The sequence below is a fragment of the Paenibacillus sp. V4I3 genome (assembly GCF_030817215.1).
GTDB lineage: Bacteria > Bacillota > Bacilli > Paenibacillales > NBRC-103111 > Paenibacillus_E.
Window position 1 is genome coordinate 1958464 of the sequence record NZ_JAUSZA010000001.1, and the last position, 12006, is coordinate 1970469.

Annotated in this window: 13 protein-coding genes; 7 read left to right on the plus strand and 6 right to left on the minus strand. The window is 44.6% G+C overall.

Annotated features, from left to right (window positions below; genetic code table 11):
* The first annotated feature begins 95 nt into the window (after window positions 1–95).
* From QFZ77_RS09100 to mnmH, 6 genes are all read left to right on the plus strand, one after another.
* Complete coding sequence (locus tag QFZ77_RS09100) at window positions 96–1778, plus strand: hypothetical protein (RefSeq protein WP_307438674.1); 1683 nt, start codon at window positions 96–98, stop codon at window positions 1776–1778.
* 157 nt (window positions 1779–1935) lie between these two features.
* Entirely contained in the window at window positions 1936–2502 is a 567-nt protein-coding gene (locus tag QFZ77_RS09105; RefSeq protein WP_307438676.1) for a sigma-70 family RNA polymerase sigma factor, read from the plus strand.
* A gap of 4 nt (window positions 2503–2506) precedes the next feature.
* A complete protein-coding gene (locus QFZ77_RS09110) occupies window positions 2507–3232 on the plus strand; it encodes an anti-sigma factor (protein WP_307438678.1) in 726 nt (241 codons plus the stop codon).
* A gap of 82 nt (window positions 3233–3314) precedes the next feature.
* Complete coding sequence (locus tag QFZ77_RS09115) at window positions 3315–4283, plus strand: ring-cleaving dioxygenase (protein WP_307438680.1); 969 nt, start codon at window positions 3315–3317, stop codon at window positions 4281–4283.
* 135 nt (window positions 4284–4418) lie between these two features.
* Window positions 4419–5468 carry a selenide, water dikinase SelD gene (gene selD, locus QFZ77_RS09120; RefSeq protein WP_307438681.1) on the plus strand — a complete coding sequence of 350 codons (1050 nt, stop codon included), beginning with the start codon at window positions 4419–4421 and terminating at the stop codon, window positions 5466–5468.
* Window positions 5469–5483: 15 nt separating this feature from the next.
* Entirely contained in the window at window positions 5484–6515 is a 1032-nt protein-coding gene (mnmH, locus tag QFZ77_RS09125) for a tRNA 2-selenouridine(34) synthase MnmH (protein WP_307438683.1), read from the plus strand.
* 41 nt (window positions 6516–6556) lie between these two features.
* On the opposite strand, the gene QFZ77_RS09130 is transcribed toward mnmH, so the two are convergent.
* Window positions 6557–7450, minus strand: a complete 894-nt coding sequence (locus QFZ77_RS09130; protein ID WP_307438685.1) for a LysR family transcriptional regulator — start codon at window positions 7448–7450, stop codon at window positions 6557–6559.
* A gap of 126 nt (window positions 7451–7576) precedes the next feature.
* Here QFZ77_RS09130 and QFZ77_RS09135 point away from each other — a divergent pair, with 126 nt between their 5' ends.
* Window positions 7577–8854, plus strand: a complete 1278-nt coding sequence (locus QFZ77_RS09135) for an adenylosuccinate synthase (RefSeq protein ID WP_307438687.1) — start codon at window positions 7577–7579, stop codon at window positions 8852–8854.
* A 73-nt stretch (window positions 8855–8927) separates the two neighbouring features.
* Here the strand turns inward: QFZ77_RS09135 and QFZ77_RS09140 are convergent, their stop codons facing one another.
* The 5 genes from QFZ77_RS09140 to QFZ77_RS09160 are packed head-to-tail and all read right to left on the minus strand — an operon-like array spanning window position 8928 to window position 11899.
* Window positions 8928–9362, minus strand: coding sequence for a protein-tyrosine phosphatase family protein (locus QFZ77_RS09140; protein WP_307438689.1), 435 nt, complete (start codon window positions 9360–9362; stop codon window positions 8928–8930).
* A gap of 13 nt (window positions 9363–9375) precedes the next feature.
* The gene (locus tag QFZ77_RS09145; RefSeq protein ID WP_307438691.1) at window positions 9376–9849 is read right to left on the minus strand and encodes an ArsI/CadI family heavy metal resistance metalloenzyme; all 474 of its coding nucleotides are present in this window, start codon (window positions 9847–9849) and stop codon (window positions 9376–9378) included.
* A 1-nt stretch (window position 9850) separates the two neighbouring features.
* Window positions 9851–10273: an arsenate reductase (thioredoxin) gene (gene arsC, locus QFZ77_RS09150; RefSeq protein WP_307438693.1), complete on the minus strand. Its 423-nt coding sequence runs from the start codon at window positions 10271–10273 to the stop codon at window positions 9851–9853.
* A gap of 24 nt (window positions 10274–10297) precedes the next feature.
* Window positions 10298–11590, minus strand: a complete 1293-nt coding sequence (locus tag QFZ77_RS09155) for an arsenic transporter (protein WP_307438695.1) — start codon at window positions 11588–11590, stop codon at window positions 10298–10300.
* A 42-nt stretch (window positions 11591–11632) separates the two neighbouring features.
* Complete coding sequence (locus QFZ77_RS09160; RefSeq protein ID WP_373462730.1) at window positions 11633–11899, minus strand: ArsR/SmtB family transcription factor; 267 nt, start codon at window positions 11897–11899, stop codon at window positions 11633–11635.
* Window positions 11900–12006 lie beyond the last annotated feature (107 nt).

Here is a 12006-nt window from a genome sequence, read left to right on the forward strand (position 1 = left end):
TTAAAAAAAATTGTCCACCTTATCACAAATGATAAAACCGCTTGCAGCTCCACGTCGTTACCTTAGATAGAAAATTTAAGGAGGAGTAATCGAGCATGGGTAATTTTAAAAAAGTATTCGTATCTTCCCTAGTGTTACTAGGTCTTATGGCGGGAGTGACAGCTCTATCAGCAGTCGCGGCTGAGCCTCTGAAGGTCAAATCCGAAACGGATATTGCAGGGGATATTGGTATCCTCCAAGGAGAGGGCAATGGGCTGACGGCTGAATACTTAAACAAGCCTACAACAAGGCTGCAAGCCGCGGTGATGTCCCTAAGATTAAAAGGATTGGAAGCCGAAGCGTTAGCTTTCACCGGAACGGCTAGCTTTATGGATGCTAGCGGCGTTTCCAAAGAGAACCAAGCGATTCTAGGTTATTTGAAAGCGCATCCTAATTTAGGCTGGCAGGGAACCGGCGATGATAAATTCGAACCGCTCGCAGGAATTACAGCGCAGCAGTATTATAAGGTTCTGTTGGAATCGCTAGGTTACATACAAGGTACGGATTTCGAGTACGCGAACGTATTTACTTTTGCCGGGAAAAATGGCTTATCGAAGATTGCTAATGTGAAGCAATTCAAAAACTTACATATCGCTACAGCAACCATCGAAGCTTTGAAGGTGCCAATCAAAGGAACTGCGAAAACACTAGGTGCCGATTTGACGGATAAAGGTAAAATCAGTGCGACTAAGCTCGAAGTGCTTGGGAACGCAGAACTTAGCTTGAAGCAAAGCGATACGTTGGGTAGTTATCTGACGGACTCCAAAGGCATGACGCTTTACTATTTTACCAAGGACGCAGCAGATGTTAATTCTTGTGTGGGTCAATGTTTGGTTAATTGGCCGATCTTTAACGGCAATAATTTCACGGTTCCTGCGGAATTTAGCGCAGCGGATTTCAAAGTTTTCGTGCGTGCTGACGGCAAAGAACAACTGACCTATAAGGGTTGGCCTTTATACTACTTCGTCAAGGATCAAAAAGCCGGAGATACCACTGGAGATAACGTTGGTAAGGTCTGGTTCGTTATTAAACCCTCGAACGGCGGCGTGGCGCTAGGCACCAAAACCGATCTAGGCAATTATTTGACAGATGCAAACGGCATGGCACTTTACTACTATGATAAAGATACGAAGGGTGTTAGCAATTGCTCCGGCAAATGCCTGGAGAAATGGCCATTATTCTACGCATCGAATATTGCACCTCCAACGGGAGTTAATTCAGCAGATTTTGGCACTCTCATTCGTGCAGATGGCAAGATGCAAACTACATACAAAGGTTTCCCTCTGTACTATTGGGTGGATGATAAGAAAATGGGAGACACATTAGGCCAGGATGTTGGTAAAGTCTGGTACATAATTGATCCTGCGAAATTCAGTGGCTCCAAGGCGGCGAATGCATCTGTAAAAACAAGTAAATCCGACGCCCTTGGCACGTATTTGGTGGATCAGAACGGCATGGCTTTGTACTTGTTCACAAAAGATAAAGCGGACCCTAACTCCTGCGTTGGCCAATGTTTGGTTAACTGGCCGATCTTCTATGATGCGAACCTTACGGTTTCCTCAGATCTAACTAGCAGCGATTTCGGTACCCTTACTCGAAACGATGGCACGAAACAAAGCACGTATAAAGGCTGGCCGCTTTACTACTGGATCAAAGATCACAACCCTGGCGATACGACTGGGCAAAATGTAGGAAAGGTCTGGTTCGTCCTCGATCCAGCTCAAACCACAGCAAGATAACTTCCTAGTCGACCCTGTAGGTTTATTGCGCTCCAACATGCTGGCAGATTCAGCGACGTTGGGGCGCTATTTTTCTATAAAGCTATTGCCAAGAAGTCTAGCTGGCGATAAGGTAGAAAGATAATAAACTTCATTTCGACTCGGGGTGTACCGAATTATGCGAAATCGAACAGATGGTGAGCTCATGAAGCTGGTGATGGCTAAGCATCATCCTGCCTTAGAAGAGCTTTACGATCGCTATGCGAAGCTGGTGTATTCATTTGCGCTGAAATCCATGAAGGAAGAGCAAGCGGCCAGAGAAATTGTTCAGCTTGTTTTCACACGTCTTTGGACCACAGAAAAGGGCTTTGACGCAGGCAAAGGTGCATTCGTCAACTGGGTGATCACGGTTACCCGTAATATCACGATCGATTGCTTGCGCAAGAAGCGCAGACTCGATCAAGTGATCCAATTTGAGCCCAGAGAGTGGGAACATACGCTCATTTCGAGCGATCCTGATCCAGAATCGGTTATGTCACGTAAATGGATAGGAGAGCAAATTCAAGAGGCTTATGTGCACTTGTCGGATAGCCAAATTCAATTGATTGACATGATGTACTGGCAGGGCTATTCTTTAAGCGAAATTGCGACTCAAACGAATGAGCCGCTTGGTACGATAAAAAGCCGTTTGCACCAAGGGTTGAAAATACTTCGGAAGCATCTGACATCACTGAGGGAGGGATGACGTAATGAAAGAACAGGAGACTGTGGAATGCAGTTATCTTGTCAATTATTTGACAGGCGACTGCACAGAGTGGGAACGCGCTGCTTTCGAACGGCATCTGCGAACTTGTGTCACATGCCGGGAAGAATTAAGCGAGCTGCAGGAGGTCTGGCAGGCACTTCCTTTTGAGATGGAGGAAGTAGAAGTCCCCTCGGATTTGAAACAACAGGTTATGCAGTCTATTGTCCCGACACAACTGAAAGCAATCAAGAAAAAGAAGAAGAAACGTTCGTTCAAATGGGTGTATGGCGGAGCTGCTGCCATTATCTTAGGCCTCGTTGTAGGCGTATGGTGGAACAATCAACAACCAAAAAACTTTTCAGCCAACCCTTCTTTAAGTCAACCTGCGGAAATCGTGCATACGTTTCAATTGAAATCCGTTGAAAGTACAATGCCAACAGCCTCTGGCACAGCTTATGTGCTGCAAAATGGCGATATCCACAATGTGGTCATTAATTTGCAAGGTCTTAAGGAAACCAAAGGGGATTGGGCCTATCAGGTTTGGTATAACCGAAGCGGGAAGAGATACAATTGCGGGACGCTCCGTGTAGACGAGAAGGGCACTGGTGTGCTGACTTACAGCATCCCTGTGAAGGTGAAGGATTTCCAAATTGACTCCTTTGGCGTTACGTTAGAACCGGATCCGAATGGTTTGCAGCCGCGCGGGAAGAAGATACTGGGCACTTCGTAGCTCATACTACGAATAGGTTAAGGTTAAACTACTAGTTGTGTTTGATCAGAGGTCTGAGCATTTGTAGAGAGGACGGATAGATTTGAACGTAAAAGGTATTCATCATGTAACCGCGATGACAGGGGATGCAGCAGCGAATTTCCAGTTCTACACCGAGGTGCTTGGCATGCGGCTTGTTAAGAAAACAGTCAATCAAGATGATACAACGGCTTATCATTTATTTTATGGGGATGAAAAGGGGAGTCCGGGAACAGAGCTTACTTTCTTTGATTTTCCAGGAGTTGGGCCTAATGTATTAGGAGTAGGCAGTATTTCAGGTACATCCCTTCGTGTATCGAATGACGACGCGCTTTCGTATTGGGTAGAGCGATTCAAGGAACATGGTGTAAAGTACTCCCCTGTGGAGGACTTTGCGGGACGCAAAGTCATTTTTTTCGAGGATCCGGAAGGTCAGCAGCTAGCCATCATTTCCGATGAAAATAATACAGGTGTTAAGGGCGGGAAGCCATGGGAAAAAAGTCCGGTTCCTGTCTCATACGGTATTACCGGACTAGGCCCAGTGATGCTCACTGTACGGAAGCCGGAATCGACATTGGCAGCGCTTCGTTTACTAGGCTTCACGGAGAAAGAACGCGTTCCCGCGCTGACTAAAGGACAAGAAGATATCATTGTCATGCAAGTTGGTGAAGGTGGGTCAGGGGCAGAAGTCCAAGTCGAGCCGCGAAGCGATCTACCGGTTACAAGTCAAGGGAGCGGCGGCGTTCATCATGTTGCTTTCCGTATTGAAGACAAGGAAGAACTGCTGGCTTGGGTTGAAATCCTTAACAAAGCAGGATTACCTAACTCAGGTTTCGTAGAACGATTTTATTTCCGTTCCTTGTACTTCCGTGAGCCGAATGGTATTCTGTTTGAGCTAGCGACCGATGGTCCGGGATTTGCTACGGATGAACCCCTTGAGACGCTAGGCGAATCGCTTTCCCTTCCACCATTCTTAGAGAACCAACGTGCTTCCATTGAAGCAAACTTAAAGTCGCTGCATACGAAACGTTGATGTCCAAAAACGAACATCTCTGCTCTGTGATTCAGTTCACGGATTAGAGATGTTCGTTTTTATTTTATGATTTGAGTTAAATAGGTTATCATTGATACATATATAACATGAAGATGATGAAGGGATAGATGCCAAATGACGACTGGGGATAAAATCAAACTAACCTCTTACTCCACAAAAGGTGGATGCGGATGCAAAATCGGTCCGGGAGATCTTTCTCAAGTAATAAAATCTTTGCCGCCTACAGTTGCCAACCCCAATCTTCTCGTTGGGATAGATACTAGCGATGATGCAGGGGTATATAAATTAAGTGAAGAGCTTGCGCTCGTTCAAACCGTAGATTTCTTCACTCCGATCGTTGACGATCCCTATTCTTTCGGACAAGTAGCTGCGGCGAATGCCATCAGTGATATTTATGCGATGGGCGGTAAGCCATTAACGGCATTAAACATTGTCGCTTTTCCGATCAAAACGCTTCCCAAGCAAGTACTTGCCGATATTTTGCGCGGTGCTGGGGATAAAATGCTCGAGGCAGGAATTACACTAGTAGGTGGTCATTCCATCGATGACAACGAGCCGAAGTTTGGACTCGCTGTTACGGGATTGGTGCACCCAGGGAAAATTCGTACGAATGCAGGATCTAAGCCCGGAGATAAATTGATCTTAACGAAGCCGATTGGCGTGGGTATTCTGACGACCTCGATCAAAAAGGATCGATTGAATGAAGAAGAAATAGAGCGAGTCACGCAGGTGATGGCAACGCTGAATAAGACGGCGGCGGAAACGATGGAGCCTTATAACGTTCATGCCTGTACAGATGTGACGGGCTTTGGTTTAATGGGACATTCTCTGGAAATGGCCAAAGGCAGCGGCGTGGGTATTCGCATTACTGCGCAAGATGTACCTGTTCTGCCGCGAGTGCGAGAGCTTGCCGAAGAGGGCTTCGTTCCTGGAGGCACGAAAAACAACTTTGCTCATGTACAGGAATCGATCACATTTGCTGAATCATTGGATCAAATTAGCCAATGGATTTTATGCGACGCAGTCACCTCAGGGGGTCTCCTTATCTCTGTTGATGGAGAGCAAGCGGATGAATTGTATCGCAAACTGAAGGATGCAGGCGTAGAAGCGAGCATGATTGGCGAAATTACCGCAGAACATCCTGGACGCATTGTTGTACTTTAAAGGAGCGAAAATCCATTGTTTCAAGACATCACCATCGAAGAACTGCTAACCCTGCAAAATAAAAAAGAGATTGTTACGATCGATGTCCGGTCTTCATCTGAATTTGAAGATGGCACATTCCCCGGCAGCTTGAATATTCCCATATTTGAGGATGCAGAGCGTGCCGAGATAGGTACTTTATATAAGCAAGTGAGCGTCCAAGCAGCTAAGGAAAGAGGGCTGGAGATCGTTTCTGCGAAGCTGCCCGCTTTTGTGAAGTCTTTCGAGCAAATCAAGGAACCGAAGGCCGTTTTCTGCTGGCGCGGCGGGATGAGAAGTAAAACAACAGCAACCGTTTTGTCGCTGATGAACATTCGGGTTTACCGCTTGACTGGAGGTATTCGTGCCTATCGGAAGTGGGTTGTAAGTACACTAGAACAGCTTAGAGATTTTAAGCCTCCTGCACACGTTATTTTGGGAAATACGGGAACGGGAAAAACAGCTATTTTGCGCAGTCTTCTGGAAGAGGGCTATCCTGTCTTGGATTTTGAAGGGATGGCTGGTCACAGAGGCTCCATTTTTGGAGAAATTGGACTGAAATCGCATAACCAAAAAACGTTCGAATCATTACTGGTCGGACAACTATTGAAGCTTGAATCAGCGCCTTACGTTTTAATTGAGGGGGAAAGCAAGCGAATAGGCAAAGTCGTTCTTCCCGAGTTTATCGTTGAAAAAAAAGAAGCCGCCACGCAGATTTTTATCGAAATGCCCATCGAAGAACGTGTTCAGCATATTATCGAGGATTATAAACCTTTCGAAAATCAGCCGGATATTTTACATGCGTTTAAGCATATTAAAAATCGCATCCATACACCCATAGCCAAAGAAATTGAGACAAATCTTCAAGAACAGCATTATGAGAACGCCGTCAGGCTGCTTCTGATACATTACTACGACCCGCGCTATGAGCATGCGATGAAGCAATATGAACAAGACCGAGTCGTTATCAAGGCTGGAAATAGGAAAGAAGCTGTAGAGGCTGTGAAAAACTATTTGTCAAAGCTTTAGAATACGGCTATCGCGAAAAAAGAAGTGCTAACTGCAATCAGTTAGCACTTTTTTATTTGTTTTAAAGTATCATACACATGGGTGGCAGCAGCAGATAGGGGTGTGCTCTTTAATTTAATAAGACCCACTTTCCTCGCTGGGATAGGTGTTGTTAACTGAATTTCATACAACGTTTCATCCAAAAGTTCTTGAGTGACAAACTCTCTGATTCCGCAAGCTATACCGAAGCCATTTCTAGCAAATTCGATTAGTAAATCAACACTTCCAAGCTCGATCTCTGGCTTCATGGACAGAGCATGCCCTTCAGCAAAATGATCTAAGTAGGCACGAGTGCTGCTGCCTTTTTCAAGTAGGATAATCGGATACTCGAGCAATTTCTGAAGAGAAACGGGGTTTTCTGCAAGATGCTTGTACGCTTCCCCTGTCAAGAAACAGTCATGAATGACTATGCTTTCTTGAATTGAGATACTAGGGTCCGAAATAGGGAGATTGACGATACCTAGGTCAATTTTCCCCTCTTTTAGCAGCGTAATCGTCTCAGTTGTTGTTCTGTTCGTTACTTGTATTTTTACTTTGGGGAACGATTCGTGAAACTGCTTAAGGTGCGGCAAAAGAAAATGTTTACAGAGCGTATCTCCAGCTCCAATTTTCACCTCTCCGTGAGTCAGTTGATGCATCTCCGTAATCTTTCTTTCACCATTAAGAATAAAATGATAAGCCTGCTCAATATAGGTGAAAAGCTCGCGCCCCTCCGTTGTTAATGTCACTCCTCGAGATGTGCGGAAAAATAATTGCCCACCCAGTTTAGCCTCCAATTGTTTAATCGAATGCGTAACAGCTGGTTGTGTAACAAATAGTTCATCAGCAGCCTTGGACAGACTTCCCGCTTTTGCCGTGATATAGAAGACCTGATATAGTTCCAAATTGTGAATCATAGTACGTTCATCTCCCTAATATCAATACAGTTAATATCTAATATTAGTAATATTAATTTTTTTAATATGAATATTAACATTATACTTAGCTGTAGGGAGTTATTTCAATGGGAGGGTGATCTTAAAATGACGATTACAGCTATTGTGGGAGCGAATTGGGGCGACGAAGGCAAAGGGAAATTAACAGATGTGCTTGCCGTTCATTCCCAGTTTGTAGTTAGGTACCAAGGAGGGAGCAATGCAGGGCATACGATTATTAACGACTATGGAAAATTTGCTCTGCATATGCTGCCTTCAGGAGTGTTCTATCCTGGAACCACGAACGTAATTGGACCAGGTGTTGCCTTAAATATGAGTAAGCTCCAAAGTGAATTTCAGGAATTAGTGAAGCGAGGCGTGCCTGAGCCTAAGATATATATTTCTGAACGTGCACAAGTCGTACTTCCTTATCACATTCTTTTCGATGAGTTGGAGGAGGAGCGATTAGGGGATAGGAAGTTTGGATCCACCAAGCAAGGGATTTCGCCATTCTATGCGGATAAATATGCGAAGCTTGGCATACAAGTGTCCGAATTATTTGATGAAAGTCATCTAATACAAAAGTTAAATAGAGCATTAGAGTCCAAAAATATACTTCTCACTCATTTATATAAAAAGGCTCCATTGGATGTAGATCAGCTTGTGGATGAAGTGCAGAAGCAAGCGGCATTCATTCAGCCATTTGTGTGCAATACGACAACATTGCTGCAAGAAGCATTATCACAAGGGCAAACGGTATTAGTTGAAGGACAATTAGGAGCGTTAAGAGATCCTGACCATGGTATTTATCCTTATACGACATCTTCATCCACATTGGCTGGATACGCTGCTGTTGGGGCAGGAGTTCCTCCATATGCTATTAAGAAAGTTGTCGCTGCTACGAAGGCTTATTCAAGCTGTGTCGGCGAAGGGCCATTTGTATCAGAAATTCACGCCGAGGCCGCTCATGAGTTACGCACGCGTGGCGGGGATGCGGGAGAATTCGGTGCAACAACCGGCAGGCCAAGGCGCGTAGGATGGTTCGATGCCGTTGCGACTAAGTATGGCTGTCAACTACAGGGTGCAACCGAGGTTGCCCTAACTAATCTAGATGTACTGGGCTATCTGGAGGAGATTCCAATATGTAACGCTTATCGTATTCAAAATGAGATTAGCATGGATTTCCCGCATACCTCACAATTACAGCAAGCAGAGCCAGTCTACGAAAAGCTGCCGGGTTGGAAGTGTGATATTTCACATATTCGTACCTTTAACGATCTCCCTATTGAAGCTCAAAATTATGTGCTTTACATTGAAAAAGTGATAGGTGTACCCGTACGTTGGGTCTCCATAGGGCCGAAACGCGAACAAATTATTGAGAGATAACTAGCGTTAAGTAATAGCAAAAAAACTAGGCCTCTAAGCAACTAATAATTGCTCAGGGGTCTAGTTTTTATATTTATTTACTAAATATTTTCTCAAGCGCCTCACGTTGAGGGGCTCTAACATTCACGACAGGGCGAATGCTTTGAGCGATTTTCTCTGCTTCTTCGATGGTCTGGCTTAAACCCAGTGTAATCAAAGTGCCAATGGCCACAGCACCAGTGCGGCCTTTGCCTCCGCCACAGTGAAAGCCAACTTTTTTGCCGCTTTTATAAGCCTCTACAACGTGATCGATTGCTTGCTGGAAAAGCTGATCCTGTGGTCCCTCAGCGTTGTCTCCAAGGGGTACTTGAATCCATTCGACGTTACCCGCTGGGAAAGCACACTCCGTGGCTTCTCCGCGTAGATCAACAATCACTTCAACGTTCTCGTTCTTGACCATGTCCTCTACGTCAGAAGCACCGCCAAAGTAGATTTTATCTTCGATTAAGGCTTGATAATTTTTTGGCATGGATAAGCCCTCCTTATTTTTTCTTAAATGGCATGAATTCTATAGTTGCCTTTACAGGTGCAGAAGGTGGTGCACAGCATAATGAGGCATCCAACGGCTCACCCGCGGATTCAAATTCGGAATCTTCCTTGGTATAAAAGATTTCCCAAGCGTTGCCGTCGGGATCATACACCCAAACCTTATCTTGAACGGCATAGCAGCAGGTCGTGTTCATTTCGTCGGTTAGAAGAAGTCCGCTTTGTCTCAAACGCTCACCCATCTGTAGGACGTCTTCCGTGTTATCCACTTGGAATCCCAAATGATTGAGAACGCCGTTTTTCTCGAACGGCCTGACATTCAAAGAGAAGTGAAGAGCGGGACTCTCAAGCTCGAATTTCGCGTAGTTGTCTTTGACTTTCGTAGGCTCAGCGCCGAAGAAAGCACGGTAAAAATCTAACGATTTGTGAAGATCGGAACAATTTACCGCAACGTGCATTCGTTTGATCATCTTATTTACCTTCTTTTACGAACTGCGTAATACGAGCTTTAATGGCATCGCGAACCTCGCGGAATTTAGCTGTAATTTCTTCTTCTGTTCCCGTAGCTTTGGCCGGGTCATCGAAGCCCCAATGCCATCTTTCGGCTTTATCATTACGCACCACAGGGCAATTGTCATTGGCATGACCGCACAATGTAATGATGTAATCCGCTTGACTCAAAATTTCAGGGTCAATCACATCAGAGGTATGATTAGAGATATCAATGCCATCCTCTTTCATCGTGGCAACCGCTCTTGGGTTTAATCCGTGTGCTTCCAGACCGGCACTTTTCACTTCATATTTGTCGCTGCCCAAAGCTTTCAAATAGCCATCTGCGATTTGACTCCGGCAAGAATTTCCTGTGCATAGAAAATATACGATTTTTTTGTCCATAGTGAACAGCTCCTTATAGGTTGATTATGAAACTACATTTAACCATAGGTACAGACCAATTAACGTGATTAATAAAGTTGGGATCGTAAGGATGATGCCTATTTTAAAATAGTACCCCCAGGTGATTTTCACACCTTTTTTGGATAGGACATGGAGCCATAATAAAGTCGCGAGCGAACCTATTGGCGTAATTTTAGGCCCTAAATCGGAACCTATGACATTGGCATAGATGAGAGCTTCACGAATGATTCCCTCTGTTTGAGTCCCCTTGATCGCTATTGCATCAATCATAACCGTCGGCATGTTATTCATAACCGAGGAAAGGATAGCGGCCAGGAAGCCCATCCCAACAGTGACTGCAAATAGACCTTTCCCAGAAATGACTTCTATGAGATCTCCGAGAGAATCCGTCAAACCAGCATTTTTCAAACCATACACAACAACGTACATGCCAATGGAGAAAATCACGACAGCCCACGGTGCGTCTTTGATAATCTTTTTGGTTTCGACCACCTTGCTCGATCGGGCAATCAGAATGAAGTTAAGCGCAGCGACTCCTGCAATGATCGAAACTGGAATTTTAATGAACCCACTGATTAAGTAAGCAGCTAAAAGGATACCAAGAATGACCCAAGATAATCGGAATAGCTGAATATCCTTAATTGCTTCAGATGGACGCTTAAGCTGAGTGACATCGTAGTTTTGAGGAATGTCTTTTCTAAAATACAGGAACAACACAAGCATACTAGCAGCTAATGAGATTAGACTTGGAATAAGCATTCGGCTAGCATAGGTGACAAAATTAATACCGAAAAAGTCAGCCGATACGATGTTCACCAAGTTGCTCACAACGAAAGGAAAGGATGTCGTATCTGCAATAAAACCACTGGCCATAATGAACGGCAGAATCATTTTATCTGGAAATTTCAAGGCACGAACCATAGCTAGAACAATTGGCGTTAGAATTAGCGCGGCGCCATCATTGGAGAATAGTGCAGCAACAGCGGCCCCGAGCAGGATGACATAAACGAACATGACTTTCCCGTTCCCTTTGGAAATTCGTGCCATATGAAGGGCAGACCATTCAAAGAATCCAATGTTGTCCAAGATGAGGGAGATCAGAATAATGGCGACAAAAGTCAAAGTCGCATTCCACACAATGCCTGTCACAGTAACGACATCATTCAGAGAAACAACCTGAAAGAGGAGTGCCAGAATGGCACCTGCCGATGCGGACCATCCAATATTCAGCCCTCGAGGCTGCCAAATAACGAAGGTCAGTGTAAGTAAAAAGATGATAAGTGCTAAGTAAACCATGTATTCCTCTTAAACCTCCTAAATAGTAAGTATCTGCTAATCTCAGCAATTGAGCTGCTCGCAAGATATGAGATCTACCTTTTCTTTTTGAGAAGGCAAATATTGAAATAATACATGCAAATAGGGCTTATCGTCAATGTTTAACGAATAATAGACCCATTGCCCCTTCTTGGCTTCCTTAACCAAGCCGCCATCCTTCAATTTCCGCATATGTTGGCTAACATTAGGCTGGCTGGTTTTCATGATTTCCACGATTTCGCACACGCAAAGTTCACGTTCCTTAAGAAGCGAAAGAATCGTGAGCCGCATTTTATCTCCCAACAGCTTGCAAATGTCCGCGACTTTATCTATTTCAACCAAAGATGCACGCTCCTTCGTAAGGTGTAAAGTACAAGAAATTTCTTTGACATTTTCTC

Bases quoted from the DNA above. Each gene is read 5' to 3' on its own strand.
- QFZ77_RS09100 (WP_307438674.1), top strand. From the start codon at position 96: ATGGGTAATTTTAAAAAAGTATTCGTATCTTCCCTAGTGTTACTAGGT.
- QFZ77_RS09105 (WP_307438676.1), top strand. From the start codon at position 1,936: ATGCGAAATCGAACAGATGGTGAGCTCATGAAGCTGGTGATGGCTAAG.
- QFZ77_RS09110 (WP_307438678.1), top strand. From the start codon at position 2,507: ATGAAAGAACAGGAGACTGTGGAATGCAGTTATCTTGTCAATTATTTG.
- selD (WP_307438681.1), top strand. From the start codon at position 4,419: ATGACGACTGGGGATAAAATCAAACTAACCTCTTACTCCACAAAAGGT.
- QFZ77_RS09130 (WP_307438685.1), bottom strand. From the start codon at position 7,450: ATGATTCACAATTTGGAACTATATCAGGTCTTCTATATCACGGCAAAA.
- QFZ77_RS09135 (WP_307438687.1), top strand. From the start codon at position 7,577: ATGACGATTACAGCTATTGTGGGAGCGAATTGGGGCGACGAAGGCAAA.
- QFZ77_RS09140 (WP_307438689.1), bottom strand. From the start codon at position 9,362: ATGCCAAAAAATTATCAAGCCTTAATCGAAGATAAAATCTACTTTGGC.
- QFZ77_RS09145 (WP_307438691.1), bottom strand. From the start codon at position 9,849: ATGATCAAACGAATGCACGTTGCGGTAAATTGTTCCGATCTTCACAAA.
- arsC (WP_307438693.1), bottom strand. From the start codon at position 10,273: ATGGACAAAAAAATCGTATATTTTCTATGCACAGGAAATTCTTGCCGG.
- QFZ77_RS09155 (WP_307438695.1), bottom strand. From the start codon at position 11,590: ATGGTTTACTTAGCACTTATCATCTTTTTACTTACACTGACCTTCGTT.
- QFZ77_RS09160 (WP_373462730.1), bottom strand. From the start codon at position 11,899: ATGCGGCTCACGATTCTTTCGCTTCTTAAGGAACGTGAACTTTGCGTG.